Origin of the sequence: Dokdonia pacifica, assembly GCF_900188275.1 — a bacterium.
GTDB lineage: Bacteria > Bacteroidota > Bacteroidia > Flavobacteriales > Flavobacteriaceae > Dokdonia > Dokdonia pacifica.
Window position 1 is genome coordinate 336,764 of the sequence record NZ_FZNY01000006.1, and the last position, 19,207, is coordinate 355,970.

General features: G+C 34.9%; 16 protein-coding genes. 3 read left to right on the forward strand and 13 right to left on the reverse strand.

Annotated elements, in window-relative coordinates; translation table 11 throughout:
• Positions 1-68 precede the first annotated feature (68 nt).
• The 11 genes from CHB80_RS18200 to CHB80_RS18250 all read right to left on the reverse strand — a co-directional run bounded on the left by CHB80_RS18200 (position 69) and on the right by CHB80_RS18250 (position 10,983).
• The gene (locus tag CHB80_RS18200; RefSeq protein WP_089372931.1) at positions 69-710 is read right to left on the reverse strand and encodes an O-methyltransferase; all 642 of its coding nucleotides are present in this window, start codon (positions 708-710) and stop codon (positions 69-71) included.
• A 44-nt stretch (positions 711-754) separates the two neighbouring features.
• Positions 755-1,411 carry a hypothetical protein gene (locus CHB80_RS18205; protein ID WP_089372932.1) on the reverse strand — a complete coding sequence of 219 codons (657 nt, stop codon included), beginning with the start codon at positions 1,409-1,411 and terminating at the stop codon, positions 755-757.
• Positions 1,412-1,453: 42 nt separating this feature from the next.
• Positions 1,454-2,536 carry an amidohydrolase family protein gene (locus CHB80_RS18210; protein ID WP_089372933.1) on the reverse strand — a complete coding sequence of 361 codons (1,083 nt, stop codon included), beginning with the start codon at positions 2,534-2,536 and terminating at the stop codon, positions 1,454-1,456.
• Positions 2,537-2,609: 73 nt separating this feature from the next.
• Positions 2,610-3,389 (reverse strand): SDR family oxidoreductase, encoded by a 780-nt coding sequence (locus CHB80_RS18215; protein WP_089372934.1) that lies wholly within the window; start codon positions 3,387-3,389, stop codon positions 2,610-2,612.
• A gap of 61 nt (positions 3,390-3,450) precedes the next feature.
• Positions 3,451-4,911 carry an aldehyde dehydrogenase gene (locus CHB80_RS18220; protein ID WP_089372935.1) on the reverse strand — a complete coding sequence of 487 codons (1,461 nt, stop codon included), beginning with the start codon at positions 4,909-4,911 and terminating at the stop codon, positions 3,451-3,453.
• Positions 4,912-5,017: 106 nt separating this feature from the next.
• On the reverse strand, positions 5,018-8,380 hold the full coding sequence (gene secA, locus CHB80_RS18225) for a preprotein translocase subunit SecA (protein ID WP_089372936.1): 3,363 nt from the start codon (positions 8,378-8,380) through the stop codon (positions 5,018-5,020).
• A gap of 100 nt (positions 8,381-8,480) precedes the next feature.
• Entirely contained in the window at positions 8,481-8,702 is a 222-nt protein-coding gene (locus tag CHB80_RS18230) for a DUF2795 domain-containing protein (protein ID WP_013751528.1), read from the reverse strand.
• A 170-nt stretch (positions 8,703-8,872) separates the two neighbouring features.
• Positions 8,873-9,448: a cob(I)yrinic acid a,c-diamide adenosyltransferase gene (locus tag CHB80_RS18235; protein WP_089372937.1), complete on the reverse strand. Its 576-nt coding sequence runs from the start codon at positions 9,446-9,448 to the stop codon at positions 8,873-8,875.
• Between the two features lie 42 nt (positions 9,449-9,490).
• Entirely contained in the window at positions 9,491-9,913 is a 423-nt protein-coding gene (locus tag CHB80_RS18240) for a hypothetical protein (RefSeq protein ID WP_143337178.1), read from the reverse strand.
• A gap of 23 nt (positions 9,914-9,936) precedes the next feature.
• Positions 9,937-10,149 carry a hypothetical protein gene (locus CHB80_RS18245; protein WP_229746919.1) on the reverse strand — a complete coding sequence of 71 codons (213 nt, stop codon included), beginning with the start codon at positions 10,147-10,149 and terminating at the stop codon, positions 9,937-9,939.
• Positions 10,150-10,293: 144 nt separating this feature from the next.
• Positions 10,294-10,983 (reverse strand): ABC transporter ATP-binding protein, encoded by a 690-nt coding sequence (locus tag CHB80_RS18250; RefSeq protein WP_089372940.1) that lies wholly within the window; start codon positions 10,981-10,983, stop codon positions 10,294-10,296.
• 217 nt (positions 10,984-11,200) lie between these two features.
• Between CHB80_RS18250 and CHB80_RS18255 the strand changes: the two genes are divergently transcribed.
• The gene (locus tag CHB80_RS18255; protein ID WP_179218212.1) at positions 11,201-12,889 is read left to right on the forward strand and encodes a T9SS type A sorting domain-containing protein; all 1,689 of its coding nucleotides are present in this window, start codon (positions 11,201-11,203) and stop codon (positions 12,887-12,889) included.
• A gap of 43 nt (positions 12,890-12,932) precedes the next feature.
• On the opposite strand, the gene CHB80_RS18260 is transcribed toward CHB80_RS18255, so the two are convergent.
• Positions 12,933-13,703 (reverse strand): O-methyltransferase, encoded by a 771-nt coding sequence (locus tag CHB80_RS18260; RefSeq protein ID WP_089372942.1) that lies wholly within the window; start codon positions 13,701-13,703, stop codon positions 12,933-12,935.
• A 91-nt stretch (positions 13,704-13,794) separates the two neighbouring features.
• The gene (locus CHB80_RS18265; RefSeq protein ID WP_089372943.1) at positions 13,795-15,690 is read right to left on the reverse strand and encodes an ABC-F family ATP-binding cassette domain-containing protein; all 1,896 of its coding nucleotides are present in this window, start codon (positions 15,688-15,690) and stop codon (positions 13,795-13,797) included.
• Positions 15,691-15,926: 236 nt separating this feature from the next.
• On the opposite strand from CHB80_RS18265, the gene CHB80_RS18270 reads away from it, so the two are divergent.
• Entirely contained in the window at positions 15,927-16,718 is a 792-nt protein-coding gene (locus CHB80_RS18270; RefSeq protein WP_089372944.1) for a polysaccharide biosynthesis/export family protein, read from the forward strand.
• A gap of 3 nt (positions 16,719-16,721) precedes the next feature.
• Complete coding sequence (locus CHB80_RS18275; protein ID WP_089372945.1) at positions 16,722-19,187, forward strand: polysaccharide biosynthesis tyrosine autokinase; 2,466 nt, start codon at positions 16,722-16,724, stop codon at positions 19,185-19,187.
• Positions 19,188-19,207 lie beyond the last annotated feature (20 nt).

Here is a 19,207-nt window from a genome sequence, read left to right on the forward strand (position 1 = left end):
TTCTGTAAAATTAAAAAGAGCCTCGTATAAGCGAGGCTCTTTTTTATACTTTACTAAAATTGTTTAAACTAGCGAACTCTACTTATGGTCAAACCATCTCTAATAGGAAGTAATACTGTCTCTAGTCTTTTGTCTTGATTGAGAAGTTTATTGTATTCAAGAAGTGTTTTTGTATCTATGTCTTTCTCTTTTAATGGAGCTACTACTTTTCCACTCCATAGAACATTGTCTGATAGTATCACTCCTCCAGGGTTCATTTTATCTATAATGACATTAAAATAATTAATATAGTTATGCTTATCTGCATCTATAAAAACAAGGTCAAATGTTGTATCTAATATTGGAATGATATCTAAGGCTTGTCCTAGGTGTTGCTGTATTTGGTGTCCATATGGCGAAGCATCAAAGTGCTTCTTTTGAAAATCAACAAGTTCTTCTTTAATATCTATTGTATGTAGTATGCCTTCTATTGGTAATCCTTCAGCCAAACATAGTGCACTATATCCAGTAAAGGTTCCAATTTCAAGAATAGTTTTAGGATTGATCAATTTTGAAATCATACTTAATACACGTCCTTGGTATGGACCAGAAAGCATGCGCGGTTGTAATACCTTTTGATAGGTTTCCCTTGTGAGGTTATTAAGATACTCAGGTTCTTGCGCAGAATGTGCTACAACATATTCGTCTATATTTTCAGGTAGGAAGTGCATATGATTGTTAATTGGACGATGTGATTTTTAGTAACTCTTTTTGTTTAATAAGAGACCATCATAAAACTCGCCCCTTTTTCAAAATTATTAATAAAAGATTTGTTGAATTCTTTTTTCCTTTCTTCTACCATAATACGTGTGTCGGATTCCCAGTAATAATCAACACATAATAATGAATAGTCAAAATCTTCTTTAAGAGCAAAATTATAAATATTACTTGAGCAAAATCGCTTATAAAATTTGTTATTCATTCCTTTACGTTGATATCCGGATTTTTTATAATAAAACCCCTCTTTTTTTATCGTCTTATAATATTTAAGAATAGTCCAACCCATATATTCAAAGTCATCCAAACACTTTGCTGTATTTGAATAGCCAGATGACTTTTCAAATTCGGTTAAGTCATGATGTAATTGATTTTCGTTTTCTTTTACAAAAATTTTACGTCCAGATGACTTAAAATGTTTTTCTATTCTTTTTGAATCTTTTTTATCATTTACTATTATCACAGAGTCTAATTCAACTGGGCAATCAATTTCTTGAATATAATTTTTAAAATAATCAAACCTTACATTAAATCCAGAAAAATTTTCACGAACTATACCGCCAGTATCTGCATAGATACCTTGGTCAATATAAAATAGAGAGTTAATTTCTGCTTTTTCAAAAGTAGCTTTGTAATGAGTGATATCTAACCCCATAATATTTTATTGTAGAATTACTAGGAAATTAATTGCTTCTGCTTATTTTCCCAGTATCCTATTTTTAAAAGCTTCTTTTTTCTTTTCATTATCTCCGTATAACCATCGTACTACATTATCATCCCATATTTGATCGTATTCTGTAGCATTGATTATTTTTCGTTCTAAAGCGAGATCTAATATCTTACCAGGGTAACTACTTTGAGAGTCACTTTCCATTTCTCCAAGAGGATATGGATCATCTAGTCCCATTAAAACTTGTTTACTGCCTTGATTTTCTATGACTAGTTTTAAAGAATTTGTATCATGTACTAAGGTGTCAAAAAAGATATTTGGGTGTCCTACAGATTTTCTAGGATGAGATTTTCCTTCAAAGAGGTCTGGACGGCCATCAAATCCTTGGATACGTCTTCCTAGATTTATTTGTGCAAGTTGTCCTCCATGCGCAAAACAAACTCGCATACCTGGATATTTATCTGCATATCCATTTAATGTTAGAAAATGATATGCATCTGCACATTGTGCTAACATCCATATAAGATGAAAACGCCAGTTTGTGTTTTCTAATTTTATAAACTTCTCTCCGTCGTATGGATGAATCTCTACAGCAAGATTATATTTACTTGCGAGTTCAAAAATAGGTTCGTTTTCTTCATCAAAAATGCAGCGCCAAGTTCCAATGGTATCCATGTAATGCGTAGGGAGACATAATAAATCCATGCCTAATACTTCTACACATCGCTCTATTTCCCATAAAGCGCCACGTACAAACCCTGGATGAACTACAAATCCTGTTGTAAATTTAGAAGGATGGTCTTTTTGTACTCTAGCATTAAAATCATTTTGAAAACGTAACGCTTGTTTCATTTCTTCTAGACGTAACCCATTTCCATACAGTTGTGATAGATTTAAGACCACTGCATGATCTACATTATTACGTTCCATCCATTCTAATTTTTCGTGCAAGAAAAAGCTAGAATCTGTTACGGGTCTGCTCCAATTTTTTTGAAGCATAAATTTACGGTCTTTATCCACCCAAAAAATTCCTTTGTCTTTCATAAACTGAGGAATCTCTTCTGGATAGGGGAGTAAATGCGAATGTCCGTTAATACGTAGTTTTTTCATAGGTATTTTCTGCAAATGCAGAAATGGTGTTAGTTAGTTAGTAAAAATACAAAATGTAAATACAGGCCTCTATTTATAGAGATTTTGTACGTCCTCCATCTACAGGAACATTAATTCCATTAATATAACTCGCTCTTTCACTAGCTAAAAAAGTAATGGCATTTGCCACTTCTTCAGGTTGCGCAAAACGTTTTGCGGGAGATGCATTTTGCATAGCAGTCTCAATCTCTTCTATGGTTTTTCCTGTTTTCTTTGCCTTGTTCTGTATGATTTCAGAAAGACGACCCGTAGCTGTAGCGCCTGGAAGTACATTGTTTACCGTAATTCCAAAAGACCCTAACTCATTGGCAAGAGTTTTGCTCCAGTTGGCAACCGCTCCTCGTATCGTATTACTTACACCCAGTCCATCAAGGGGTTGTTTTACAGAAGTCGAAATCACATTAATAATTCTACCATAGCCTAGTTCTTTCATGCCGGGAATCACTGTTTGAACTAGAAGATGATTGGTTTGTAAATGTTGTGTAAAAGCTTTCGCGAAAGCGGAAACATCTGCATCTACAATAGCACCACCTGGAGGGCCTCCTGTATTGTTTATAAGGATATGATAATGATTTTTAGTTGCGGCAACTGCTTGTGCTACCTGTAGCGGGTTTGTGAAATCTGCAAGGACATACGAATGTTTTTGAGATCCGTTATTTGAAAGCTCCGAAAGAACAGCTTTTAGTTTGTCTTCATTACGAGCAGCTAGCGTTACATTAGCACCTTCTTGCGCAAGCACTAATGCTGTAGCTTTTCCTATACCGGCAGTACTACCACAAACTAGTGCGTTTTTATTAGTAAGATTTAGATTCATATATTATAATAGCGTTTTATAAACTAAATATTTTATTCTCTGTATCAAGTATGTAACTATGTTAGTTATACTTTATACACACATTTTTAGGTTCCGTAAAAAAGCGCAATGCTTCAAAACCGCCTTCCCTACCTACACCACTAGCTTTTACACCTCCAAAAGGCGTGCGTAAATCTCGCATCATCCAAGTATTTACCCAAACAATACCAGCTTGTAATGCGTTACTCATTCTCATAGTTCTATCTATATCTTTAGTCCATAGTGTAGAAGAGAGACCATAAGTAACATCATTTGCATATTCAAGTACTTCTTCTTCAGTGTCAAATGGCATGATCGTAACAACTGGTCCAAAAATTTCTTCTTGATTGAGTTTGCAACGATTGCTTTGTACTTCTATGACTGTAGGCTCTAGGTAATACCCTTCTTCATATTCTGGTATGATGACTTGATTTCCTCCGCATAGAATAGTACCTCCTTCGTCTGGAGCTAATGCAATATAAGATTGAACTTTTTCTAGATGTGATTTAGAAACTAATGCTCCTAAGTTTGCTTTCGCGGAAGCGGGATGCGCAACAACCAATTCTTTTACACGCGCCACAAAATCTTTTTTAAACCTATCATATAATGGACGTTCTACAAAAATGCGACTGCCACATAAGCATATTTGACCCTGATTTGCAAAAGAAGAATGAAGTGTTGTTTTGAGCATACGGTCATAGTCACAATCGGCAAAGATGATGTTTGGATTTTTACCTCCTAACTCTAATGATAGTTTTTTAAATTTAGGAGCACAAGTACGTGCAATATGCTCTCCTGTTTTGGTACCTCCCGTAAAACTAATTGCTTTGATATCTGGATGATCTAAGATTGCTTGTCCCGTTGAAGTTCCTAAGCCATGCATAATGTTCAAAACACCCGGTGGTAATCCAGCTTCTGTACAGATCTCTCCTAAAAGGAAGGCTGTCATGGGTGTTACTTCTGATGGTTTTGCAATGACACAATTACCCGCAGCAATGGCAGGTGCAATTTTCCAAGTAAATAAGTACAATGGAAGGTTCCATGGGCTTATACAACCTACTACACCAATAGGTTTACGTAGTGTAAAATTCATGGCTTGTAACCCTACGCTTTCATGACTTTCTGATGCAAATTGTGTAATGGCATGTCCAAAAAATCGAAAATTGGAAGCGGCTCTTGGAATATCTACTGCTTTGGCTAGTTTTACAGGTTTTCCATTATCTCTACTTTCGGCTTCTACTAATTCTTGTAGTCTGTTTTCTATTCCTTCTGCGATCTTTAAAAGAATATGACTACGTTCATCAATAGTCGTGGTAGACCATGTGGTAAATGCCGCTTTCGCGAAAGCTACCGCTTCCTCAATATCTTGTGCATTACTGTTAGGAATCTTACTATAGATTTTACCAGAAGCAGGTTCGTAATTATCGATCCAATTATTTGATTTAGGGTTTGTATACTTACCGTTGCTGTAATTCTGTATGATAATGTTGTCGTGCGTATTCATAGACCGTTAAATTACAAATTTTAGATTTCGATATGCAATTATTGTTATAATAAAAAAACGGTGAGCATGTGCTCACCGTTTTTTTATTAGTGTAGACTAAAAGAAATTAATCTTCTACAAGTACCCACTGTCCTTTAGCAAGTAAAGGCTCAGCTTGTTTGTATTTTACTTCTTTATTTTCGCCAGTCATTACATTCTTTATAGTAACGCGTTCATTACGTCCTATTTTTGGACGATCACGGACAATAGTCTCAGTTACTTGCTGTTGCTGAGGTTGTGTATTTCCAGCAGCTCTTGCTTGTGCCGAGCGTTCATCCATATTAGGAATCTCTTCTTTTGAAGTTTCTAATTTTTCTTTTGGACGTCTTACTTTTTCGGCATCTGAAACTTGTTGCTGATTTCCTTGAGGGATTTCTCCTTTAAATAAGAAAGAGATCACTTCCTTATTTACTTTGTCAATCATTACTTTGAAAAGTTCAAAGGCTTCAAACTTATAAATTAATAAAGGGTCTTTTTGCTCATGAACGGCAAGTTGTACACTTTGTTTTAACTCATCCATTTTGCGTAAATGCGTTTTCCATGCATCATCAATAATGGCAAGCGTAATATTTTTTTCAAAATCTGTTACCAATTGTTTTCCTTCAGATTCATAAGCCTCCTTCAGATTTGTTACAACACGTAATTCTTTTGTTCCATCAGTAAAAGGAACGACGATACGTTCAAAATTACTTGAAGGGTCTTCATACACTCTTTTTATAATTGGAAGTGCAAGATCTGCATTACGTGTCATTTTATCTTTATAATGATCAAATGCTGTGTGATATACCTTGTCTGTAATTTCTTTTGCCGAAAGGCTACCAAACTCTGACTGTGATATTGGACTACTCATAGAGAAGTAGCGTATCAATTCAAATTCGAAGTTTTTGTAATCTTGAGCTTGCTTATTTGCTTCTACAATTACTTCTGAGGTATCATAGATCATGTTTGCAAGATCTACACGTAAACGTTCTCCATGCAATGCGTGACGACGACGTTTGTATACAACTTCACGTTGCGCATTCATTACATCATCATATTCTAGTAATCGTTTACGAACCCCAAAGTTATTTTCTTCTACTTTTTTCTGAGCGCGTTCTATAGATTTAGAAATCATACCATGTTGTATCACTTCTCCTTCTTTAAGACCCATACGGTCCATCATTTTAGCGATACGTTCACTTCCGAAAAGGCGCATTAAATTATCTTCTAGAGACACATAAAACTGTGAGCTTCCTGGATCTCCTTGACGTCCTGAACGACCACGTAGCTGCCTGTCTACACGTCGTGAGTCATGACGTTCTGTACCTATAATGGCAAGTCCACCAGCATCCTTTACTTGATCTGAAAGTTTAATGTCTGTACCACGTCCTGCCATATTGGTTGCAATAGTTACAATTCCTGCATTACCAGCTTCTGCAACAATATCTGCTTCTTTTTTGTGAAGCTTTGCATTCAGTACGTTATGAGGAACTTTACGTATAGTAAGCATACGACTTAATAACTCAGAAATTTCTACAGAGGTTGTACCAATAAGCACAGGTCTTCCTGCATTAGAAAGTTGTGTTACCTCTTCAATAACGGCATTATATTTTTCACGTTTTGTTTTATATACAAGATCGTCTCTGTCTTTACGAGCTATAGGTCTATTTGTTGGGATTTCAATAACATCAAGTTTATAGATCTCCCATAATTCTCCTGCTTCTGTAATAGCTGTACCCGTCATTCCTGATAATTTACGGTACATACGGAAGTAATTCTGTAAAGTTACAGTAGCAAATGTTTGTGTAGCATCTTCAATTTTTACATTTTCTTTTGCTTCAATTGCTTGGTGAAGTCCGTCACTGTAACGTCGTCCGTCCATGATACGCCCCGTTTGTTCATCGACGATCATTACTTTGTTATCCATCACCACATACTCTGTATCTTTTTCAAAAAGCGTATATGCTTTTAGTAACTGATTCATAGTATGAATACGTTCAGATTTTACGCTAAACTCACGGAAAAGCTCTTCTTTTTCTTCGGCTTCTTGTTCTGGCGTAAGTCCTTTGTCTTCTATTTTGGCAATTTCCATTCCCATTTCTGGCATTACAAAGAAGTTTGGATCTTCTGTTCCAGAAAGGTATTCTATCCCGCGATCTGCAAGCTCGATTTGATTATTCTTCTCATCAATAGTGAAGTATAATTCTGCATCAATTTTTGGCATCTCACGATTATTATCTTGCATGTAGAAGTTTTCTGTCTTTTGTAATAATTGACGAATTCCTTCTTCACTTAGATATTTAATAAGTGCTTTGTTTTTTGGGAGACCACGATATACACGTAGTAATTGTACACCTCCTTCTTTTGTATCTCCAGATGCAATTAATTTTTTTGCTTCGGCAAGTGTACTTACTAATTGCTGGCGTTGTATAGAAACTAATTTTTCTATTTGAGGTTTTAGTGCATCAAATTCGTGAACATCTCCTTTAGGTACAGGTCCAGATATAATAAGTGGTGTACGTGCATCATCTACAAGTACCGAGTCAACTTCATCTACGATGGCATAATTATGAGGGCGTTGTACTAAATCATCTGGTGAATGTGACATATTATCACGTAAGTAATCAAAACCAAATTCATTGTTTGTACCATACGTAATATCTGCAGCATAGGCTGCGCGACGTTCCGGGCTATTTGGTCTGTGATAATCTATACAGTCTATTGTTAATCCATGGAATTGGAATATGGGTGCCATCCATGCGCTATCACGTTTTGCTAAGTAATCATTTACGGTTACTAGGTGTACTCCGTTACCAGTAAGTGCATTCAAATATACAGGCAATGTCGCTACAAGTGTTTTTCCTTCTCCTGTTTGCATCTCAGCAATTTTTCCTTGATGCATAGCAACACCCCCAATAAGCTGTACGTCATAATGGATCATATCCCAAGTAACCTCTTTACCTGCTGCATCCCAACTATTTGCCCATATGGCTTTATCACCATCTAGTGTAACATAATCTTTAGAACCACTTAAAAGTCTATCATATTCTGAGGCAGTAACTTCTAATGATGTATTATGTGTAAAACGCTTTGCTGTTTCTTTTACAACAGCAAAAGCTTCAGGAAGGATTTCATTTAATGTTTTTTCAGAAACCGTATATGCCTCGTCTTTTAAACCATCTATTTGCGAGTAGATTTCTTCTCTATGATCTATATCTTCTGTAGTTTCTGCTTCAGACTGTAATGTCGCGATACGATCATTTATATCTTGTAATGCATCAGCAAGACGTTGTTTGAAATCTATGGTCTTTCCTCTTAACTCATCTAAGGAAATAGCTTCAAACTCACTTTCGTATGACTTGATTTTATCTACAATAGGTGTAATAACTCCAACGTCTTGTTTAGACTTATCACCTACAAATACTTTTAATACTTTGTCTAATAATCCCATAATGTATGGTGTCTGTTATGTGTAATTTATAAACATCAAATTTACTCAAAAAAAAAGCCTCTATGCGAGACTTTTTATAGTGTTTTAACGTAATGTTTTATTAATATTCATCTTCGTTCCAGAGATAATCTTCATCAGAAGGATAATCTGGCCAAATCTCTTCGATTGAATCATAAGAGTCACCCTCATCTTCAATTGCTTGTAGATTCTCAACTACTTCTAGAGGTGCTCCAGTTCTTATCGCATAATCGATCAACTCATCTTTTGTTGCCGGCCAAGGTGCATCACTTAAATACGAAGCTAGTTCTAATGTCCAGTACATAGCATATATGTTTTTAAATTTTGTGCAAAAATAATTTTTCTAAGCAGAAAACCAAGTGAAATGCCGATTATTTCAAAATAAATTTAAGAACGTATGTATCAGAGGCATGTCAGTACGGGTGTTATTCTTACTTGGGAGTACTGTTTTTGCTTGATATAGCAGGGTATTCTTTATTCTAATTTTTTTGGGATCCATTTGATCTCATCTGCCTGTAAATCGTTGGACAACTTCCGTGCCAGTACAAAAAGGTAGTCAGAAAGTCGGTTAAGGTACTTTAACGTGTGTTCGTCAAATGGCTCTAATTCATAAAGCGCTGTGGCTAAACGCTCTGCTCTACGGCAAACACAGCGAGCAATGTGACAATATGACACTGTAGTGTGTCCTCCAGGTAATACAAAATGTGTCATTGGTGGTAAATGATCATTCATTTTGTCCATCTCTGTTTCTAAAAGTGTAATGTCTTCTTCATCTACACGCGGAATATTAAGTCTGTCTTTCCCATTTTTTAAGGTCATTTTTTCTGGATCTGTAGCAAGTACAGCACCTACAGTAAAAAGCCTATCTTGAATATGTACTAAAATTTCTTTACTTCTCGGATCAATTTCTTGGTCGCGTATAAGCCCTATGTGCGAATTTAATTCATCTACAGTACCATAACTGTCTATACGGATATGATGTTTAGGAACGCGTGTACCTCCAAAAAGTGCAGTGGTTCCTTTATCTCCTGTTTTTGTGTATATTTTCATTTCTTTTTCATTTCCGCTATAACGGAAATCTTATTTTGATTATTAATCAATAATTACCCAATTTGCATCTTTCAATAAAAATCGGTGACTTGCTTTTTTAAGATTTATACCATATGGAATTGGAATTCCAGTTCTCGTAATACCAGATTTAGGGTCTTTACTTCTTCTAAATACAGGAAGATCATATTTTTCAATTAATACACCAGAAACTTCCAATGTTTTTGATTTTCCTTCACCTAGATAATAATTTTCTGGCCAGCTTCTTAAACCGTTAATCCAGATGTTAATACTATCTTTTTTTATCAACAATCCTGCACCTATTTTATAATTAACAGCTTCGCCAGTTAAAGTTATTTTTTCCCCTAATAGAGGTGTCCATTTCTGAATTTGTTTTTTTTTATGCAACATATATTCTGAAGCAAACTGCGAACGACAAGAGCACAACATAAGAAATATGATACTCAAAAATCCATATTTAAAAGCTGAACTCAATTTGATTTCTCTTTCTTTTTAGCCTCGTAGTTATCTTTAAAATTACGCTTTTTACGACGGTATAGTTTGTTTTTATTACGGTTGTTATTAGCAAAAACAACCATAAATAAAACGGCTAAGCCTATAAAAATGACTAATACTTTTGTGGGATTTGATAATGAGTCAAAGAATTCCATGGCACTATTTCTTTGTGATGAAGATACGTTCATCTAGATCAAATTACAAATGCTAGATAGGTAATTTGATAGCTCATTTTTCTTTATGATAAGAAGTGCTATTGTATGGTGAAAAATTAAGGGTACGCTTTCGCGAAAGCGTATAAAGAAACATACTTATAAGAGATGAAAAGTGTGTTATTTCTTATTTCTTACGTCACTTTCTATAATACCATCTCGTAATCGTATAACACGATGTGCGTGTTCTGCGATCTCTTCTTCGTGAGTTACTAAAATAACGGTATTTCCAGCGGCATGAATTTCATCAAATAATGCCATGATCTCTACAGATGTTTTAGAATCTAGATTTCCAGTAGGCTCATCTGCTAGGATAATAGATGGTTTGTTTACTAAAGCACGACCTACAGCTACACGCTGTCGTTGTCCTCCAGAAAGCTGATTAGGTTTGTGATCCATACGATCTGCAAGACCTACATCCGTAAGTACCTCTTCAGCACGTTTACGACGATCTGTTTTTGAAGATCCAGCATATACCATTGGTAAGGCTACATTATCTAAAGCAGTAGTACGTGGTAATAAGTTAAATGTTTGAAAAACAAACCCTATTTCTGTATTACGAACATCTGCAAGTTCATCGTCAGACATACTACTTACATCACGATTGTTAAGGATATATGTTCCAGAAGTTGGGGTGTCTAAACATCCTAAAAGATTCATTAAAGTGGATTTTCCAGAACCAGAAGGTCCCATAAATGCTACATATTCACCTTTATCAATATCTAAATCGATACCTTTAAGTACATATACAATTTCACTTCCTAAACGAAAATCTCTTCGAATATCTCGAATCTTAATCAAATTACTCATACTGTAAATTACTGTATTGTTAGTTGAGAAATAACAAATGGTTTTGCTATTAGAAGACTAAAGTAAAAGATTGTTACAAGTTTCTTCATAATATTTTCCCATTAAGCAAAAATATTTTAAAAATAAATGGGTAAGAAAGTGTGTGTGTCCTAACTACTATGTGTAAGATATGATCCGGAAAACTTGCATAGTACTACTAACTTATATTTTTAAAATTATGAAAAACAATACATTACAAAAGTATGTCATACTCGCTTTTATGCTGAGTTTACCTATAACAATGGCATTTGCTCAATCAAATACGTATCCTTTAAAAAATTCCAATTGGTATATAGGTGACACTTGGGAATCTAATGGTGGTTCTAGAGGGGTTGAATTTGCAGGAGGAACGTCTTTTCCTACAGTATCATTAGATTATCAAGCCAGTAAAGATCCTAATTATAGACATTTTATGGAAGAAAATTATACAGCTTCTGTGAGTGATGGATTAGGAAACCCATTATTTTATACAAATGGGTTTAGAGTGTGGAATGGAAATCATGATCAAGTAGCTCGCGTTTTTGATTATGATAAAACAGAAATTTTACCTATTCCTGGGCAGGAAGGGAAATATTATATCATGGGAAGTCGTCAACTTAAAATGGGGCAAGAAGGTGCTTTGGTGTATAGTATTTATGATGTAGATGCAAATGGAGGACAAGGAGCAACAGTGTCTGGAAAAGAAAACATAGAAGTTACACCATATATGAGTATGCGTATGACCAGTTTTGTAAACCCTCATGATGGATTGCCTTACCTCATTGCTGTAGGACCTAATCCAGAAATAGCATACCACGAACAACGATTGGTTTTTGATACGTTTTATGTGTATAAAATAGAAGATGATAATGGTCCTGTATTGGTTAGTCCATCATCATCAGAACCAGGCGTTTTTGAATATGATCGTTTTAGAGCAAATCCAGCGAGTTTGGAATTTGGACCTAATTTAATAGAAGAAGATAGGCAGTCACAGATCAAGCTATCACCAAGTCTTACAAAATTAGGAATGTCTCACCCTGATTTTGATGACGGGACATTTATGTTGTTTGATGTGCAAGTCACATCAGGAGGTGTTCGAATTTCAGGACAGAGAGATTTACAGTTGACAGATTTTGATGCTAATTTAATTTATGTAAGACCTGTAGCAATCGAGTTTTCTTCTTCTGAAGAGCTTGCATATATTTCCTATCAATGGAGATCACAATTTCCAAATATTACAACAACTGGATATGCAATGTCGCAGTTTAACATAACGGCTGCATTAGACCCTTCTAATACAACGAATCCATTTACTCCATTGTATTTAGATGTTAGAGAGGTAGGGGCGTCAGATGAAGATGCAGTCTCTAATCCTCATCAAATACAACGAGGAATGGATGGGAGGATATATGTTGCGTATGGTTTTCCAAATGCAATAAGGTCACGTATGGGGGTTGTTTTTAATCCAGACACGGCAGGATCTGGTGCTAATTTTGATCCCAATGCATTATTTTTAAATAATACTACTTCTTCTGGATATTTTATTAATGATCAACGTATTCCACCTATGGTAGGCGATATAGATGGTCAAATACGATCAGGGAATACTGTACATAGTACAAATGTCGATTCAGAAAAAATAAGTGCGCTATCTCAAGATGTGGTTGTTTATCCAAATCCTAGTAGTGGGATATTTGAAGTAGTGATGCCTTCCTATTTTGATGGTAGTATAGAAGTGTTGGATGTAACAGGAAGGTCTGTATTTACTTCAACTATTAAAGATCAATTACGCACTCGCATCGATTTGGAAAAAGAAGCAGCAGGGATGTACTTCGTGCATATTATTTCTGATAAAGAAACTATTGTGAAGAAGTTTCTGAAGCTATAAAGAATTAGTTTAATAAAAAAGAGGCGCATAATGCGCCTCTTTTTTAGATCTTAATTGCAAAATGCTCTTTACGCTGTTCTTTTCTGAAAAATACAAATCCCAACCAAAAAGAATCTATAGTTACTGTTACCTCAGGGAATTCTTTTATAAGATTCCATGCTTGAGTCATTTCTGAAGACCAATGAATATCATCAAAAATCCAAACAGTTTCATTCGTTACCGTTGCTAATAAGCTATAGGCATATTGTAAAGTAGCTTCCTTAGAATGATTCCCATCAAAATAAATGAGGTCGTAGCTGTTATTCTGTAGTTTTTTTATGCTTTTGCTAAATTCTCCAACGATAATCTCAGTGTTTGTAATCCTAAAATTTTGAAGTTGTGTTTTTGCTACCTGTGCCGTTTCGGGGCATCCTTCTAAGCTGGTGACTCTTGCCTTAGGTTGTGAGGCAAGTGCTATGGTGCCCATGCCTATAGAAGTGCCTATTTCTAAGATATATTCAGGAGTAAAATAGTTTACAACGTGTTGTATCAAACGCATCCTTTTATGAGTAGCTCCTGCGTATTGTGCTATTTTTTTTACTTTTCTTTCGTTTGATGTAAAAACTCTTGAGCCTGCTCCAAAATCTGTTACTGAGATTGTTTGATTGTTTTTTAAAAGCGCCTTTCTGTAGTTTGTGATAATGTGATCTGAGTCTTTTTGAGTTGTATTCTTAAGGCAATCTTTTTTAAATGAAAATACAAAAGGAGAGTGTATCCCATGAAGATGAAACGTAGTAGGTAGCCATTTTATATATGTGATTAGTTGGTGTAGCAATACCGTAGTTTATTTTTTAAATATTCCTCAAATCTCAAATCTCAAATCTCAAATCTCAAATCTCAAATCTCAAATCTCAAATCTCCAAGGGTTATTCTTCCATTTTTGCAGAGAGTTCAAACCAGCGTTCTTCTTTGGTATCTATATCCGTTATAATTTTTTCTAGTTCTTTTGAGGCCTCTGTAATTTGATCTTGTGTTAAATCAGGATTTAAGAATTCTTTTTCTTTTTCAATTTTATCTCTCTCCAGTTGTGCGATTTCTCGTTCTAATTTGGTGTGTTCTTTTTGTTCTTGGTAGGAAAGTTTTCCTGTGTGTTGTTTTTCTTTCCAGCTTTTTTTAGGTTCGGATACTTCTATTGCAGCGGTTGTGTTTTTTGCTGCATCCGCTTTCGCGAAAGCGGAATTAATATCTCCTTCATAGGTTCTGAAGTCGCTATAATTTCCTGGAAAATCTTCTACAATAGCATCGCCTTTGAATACAAAAAGGTGATCTACGATTTTATCCATGAAATAACGATCGTGTGATACAACTACGAGGCAACCAGGGAAATCAAGAAGGAAATTTTCAAGTACGTTAAGTGTTACAACATCTAGATCATTAGTAGGTTCATCGAGAATAAGAAAATTAGGATTTTGAATGAAAACGGTACATAAATACAGACGTTTGCGCTCACCTCCACTTAATTTTTCTACATAATCGTATTGTTTTTTTCTGTCAAAAAGAAAGCGTTCTAAAAGCTGTCCGGCTGAAATAGTGCGCCCCTTTTTAAGGGGAATGAAATCACCAAACTCTTTGATAACTTCAATAACTTTTTGTCCTTCTTTTATATGGATTCCTTTCTGGGTATAGTAACCAAATTTTACGGTGTCACCAACAATTACTTTTCCTGTGTCTGGCGGTAATGCACCTGTCATAATATTAAGGAACGTTGTTTTTCCTGTTCCATTTTTTCCTATAATTCCAATACGTTCTCCAGTTTTAAAAACATATTCAAATTTATTGAGTAAGGTAAGGTCACCATAGGATTTGCCTACATTATGAAATTCTAGGATTTTACTTCCTAGACGTTCCATATTGATTTCTAATTGTACTTGGTGGTCATTACGACGTTTGTGTGCTCTCTCTTTAATTTCAAAAAAGTCATCAATACGAGATTTTGATTTTGTAGTACGTGCCTTGGGTTGTCTACGCATCCACTCCAATTCTTTTTTGTAGAGCTGTTTTGCTTTTGCTGTTTCGGATGCTTGAGCAGCCATACGAGCATCTTTATTCTCTAAATAATAAGCATAATTCCCTTTGTAACTGTAGAGTTGCCCGTCTTCAAGCTCTACAATTTCATTACACACATTTTCTAGAAAATAACGATCATGTGTAACCATAAAAAGGGTGAGGTTTTCCTTTTTGAAATATTCTTCCAACCATTCAATCATTTCAAGATCCAAATGGTTTGTGGGTTCATCTAGAATGACTAAGTCTGGATTGTTTAATAATAAAACAGCAAGGGCAAGACGTTTTTTTTGGCCTCCACTCAGTAAATTTACTTTACGACTTAGGTCATCTAATTTTAGTTTGAAAAGAATTTGTTTGTATTGCGTTTCAAAGTCCCATGCTTGCGCAGCTTCCATAGCATCAAAAGCTTTTTGGTAAGCTTCTTGATCTTCCATATGGAGTAGGGCTTTTTCATAGGCGGCAATAATTTGTAATATTTTATTGCCACTAGAAAATATGGTTTCTTCTATACTTAATGTAGGGTCTAGATCTGGCTCTTGAGGCAAAAAAGAAATTGTGATTCCTTTTCTAGAAATCACTTGTCCGTTATCAGGAGTGTCTAATCCAGCAACAATATGTAATAGTGATGTTTTTCCCGTTCCATTTTTTGCGACAAATCCTATTTTTTGATCTTTATTAATTCCAAAGGAAATGTCTTTAAATAAGGTGCGTTCTCCAAATGATTTTGATATTTGCTCAACCGAAAGGTAATTCAATGTATGTTGTATTTTGAAGTTTGAATAAACCTGAATAGGGCTGATTCAAATTAGTTGTTTCTAGATGTTTAAAAAAATGAATTTTTAACGTTGCTAAAATACCTAATCTATAGATAGCATTACAACTTATCATAATTCCTTTTTAGAAAATATTAAGTGTAATAAGCGTTAAAGCTCTATGAAAGTTTCATTATTAACGATGAACGCCTATATTTGTTATTCATAACCTTAACCTGATGAAATACCCAGCTGTGCTTATATTGCTCGTTATCCTTGCGAGCATTTCTTCCTGTATCCCTACTAAAAAGCTCACGTATCTTCAAGAAAATACTGAGAAAGTTAATGATAGTCTTATAAGTTTACATTTACAACAACAACCCTATAGAGTTCAGGTGGGTGATGTATTAAGTGTGCGTTTAAAAGCTTTAGATCAGGAACTTGTGGAGTTTTTTAATCCTGTCGGATCTGGGTCTACCAGTCTTAATGAAGGGTATTATTATGATGGTTTTGCAGTAGATAGACACGGGAATATACGTATGCCTACTCTTGGAGAAATGAATGTACTAGGACGTACTACAGAAGAGATACGAGGCATTGTAGAACAAAAATTGTTGGAAGATTATTTTGAAGAAGAAGCCAATATTTTTGTAACAGTGAAGTTGGCAGGAATACGATATACCATGGTTGGAGAGATAGGAAGTCCAGGTATAAAAACGGAGCTCACAGAAAAACTATCTGTCATGCAGGCGATTGCAAACTCGGGAGATATTCCTTTAACAGGAGATCGTACAGATGTTATTATTATCAGACAATATCCTGGAGGGCAAAAAATACATCATATCGATTTGACAACTATTGACGCTATGAGTTCTCCTTATTATTATATACAGCCCAATGATATGATTGTGGTAAATCCATTACCTCAAAAGAGTTTAGGAGCAGGAACAACTGGTTTAGATAGTTTTAGAACAATCCTTACGGTAATAACAGCGCTTACCACAACGATATTATTATTTACACGTCTATAAATTATGGATGAAGATTTTGACATACAAGATTCTGGTAGCTTCTTTGATTTTAAAGGCTTTTTGCTAAAAGTCTTAAGTTTTTGGCCGCTATTTATTATTTGCCTTGCTATTGCATTTGGGGTAGCTTATGATAAAAATAAGCGTAAACTACCTGTATATAGACTTACTAATATGATCTCTATCAAAGATGATCAAAATCCTTTATTTACAGGAAATACAAGTCTTGTTTTTAATTGGGGAGGTACTACAGATAAAGTGCAAACCAATATTATTCTTTTTAAATCTCGTACACACAACGAAAAGGTAGTCTCTTATTTGCAATATTATATAAGTTATTTACGGCAAGGAGAATATAATTTGATTGATGTGTATGGTAAAACACCTTTCAAAATTAAGCTAGACGATACGAAAGCTCAGTTATATAATCAGCGCATTACAATAAAAGATAAAGGGGATGGGCTTTTTGAATTATCAGTTCCTTTTTCAAATAATAAAGCAAGGGTGTATAACTACAGTACTCATAAATATGATTATGTGTCGGTACCAACACCAGAGTTTAAGGAAACTGTACAATTAGGAGATACTTTAAACTTTCCTTTTCTGAAAGGTGTATTTCAAGAGACAGAAGTACTTCCTAGATCTGGAAGGGAATATTTTGTCAATTTTGGTGGTTTTAATAGTACTGTAAAACGTTATCAAGGTATTTCTGTTACGCAAACTCCAAGAGGGTCATCAATTTTAGAATTAAGCCTTACTGGGGGCAATAAAGAGCGTATTGTAGATTTTTTGAATGCTTCCGTGATTGTGAGGGAGAGAGATCAATTAGAGCGTAAAAATCTATTTGCAACTAATACCATAAAGTTTATAGATAGTAGCTTGGTAGATCGTAATGAAGATTTACAGAAAGTAATTGATGAACTAAATGAATTTAAAAATAATAATGTAGATGTTGCACTCAAAGGGGGATCGGCTACATTAACGGGTAAATTAAAAGAGTATGATCTTGAAAAAGATGAATTAGAACAGCGTTTATCTTACTATAAGATTCTAGAAGACTACCTCACGTCAAGAACAGACTATACAAGTGTGCCAGCTCCTTCGGTATCAGGGATAGAAGAAGCAGCCATTTCTGCTAGTGTCACAAAAATTATAGCGTTGTCTGTAGAGCGTAGTGATTTACGATATTCAGCCAAGGAAAGTAATCCGAAGTTTAGAGAGATAGATCGAAGTATTAATGCAGAAAAAGAGGTGCTTCTTGAGAATATAACATCTTCTACAGACATTATTAATAGAGAGATTCGAGAAGTTAATAGAGATATAAGTATTGCCGAGTCAGAGTTGCGAAAATTTCCTGAAGCAGAGCAACAGTTGGCTAATATTCAACGAAAATTTGCACTAAGTGAAGGTGCACGTAATTTGTATTTAGCAAAGCGAAGTGAAGCAACAATTATAAAAGCTTCTAATGTTTCTGATATTTTATTTATTGATGAAGCAAAAGATGTAGGAGGAGGGCAAATTGGTCCGAATACACGTCTTAACTATATTATTGCTTCTTTAGTAGGTGGTGTGATTCCACTTGTGCTCGTATTTTTATTGGTGTTTTTTAATACAAAAATTGGTAATCCAGAAGAAATTAAAAAATTATCTAAAATTCCAGTATTAGGTATTATAGGAAAAAGTAAACACCGTAATAATTTAGTAGTAAGAGATCGTTCTCGATCTGCTATAGCAGAAGCCTTTCGTGGGATACGATCAAGCTTACAGTTTATGTACCGTAAGCAGGACATAGAAGGAGCAAAAACGGTATTGGTTACTTCTTCTGTAAGTGGAGAGGGAAAAACATTTACTTCTATTAATATAGCATCTGTTTTCGCTTTAAGCGAAAAGAAAACCGTACTTGTAGGTCTAGATTTACGTAAACCTAAAATCTTTGATGATTTTGAATTGTCTAATGAAATGGGGGTTGTGAATTACTTAATAGGTCAAAATTCAATTGATGATATTAAACAAGAAAGTGGGATTCCATTTTTAGATATTATTTTATCAGGTCCTGTGCCACCTAATCCTTCTGAGTTATTACTAAGTGATGCCATGAAAGATTTTATGGAAGAATTAAAGAATACTTATGATTACATTATTCTGGATACACCTCCTGTAGGTTTAGTAGCTGATGCCTTAGAGATTATGAATTATGCAGATGCTTCTCTGTATATGATCCGACAAGGGTATACGAAGAAAGGGATGTTAAATCTGATTAATGAAAAACATACTAAAGGAGAGGTGCGTAATGTAAGTTTTGTATTAAATTATTTTCAAAACAAAGGAAAGTATGGCTATGGGTATGGTTATGGCTACGGTTATGGCTATGGGTATGGAGCTTATGGTAATGGATATCATGAAGATATTAAGAGGGCTCCGTTCTTTAAGCGTTGGCGTAAGAAAATAAGTAAAGCTTTTAGAAGAAAGTAATTTAAATCTCTTAAATAGAA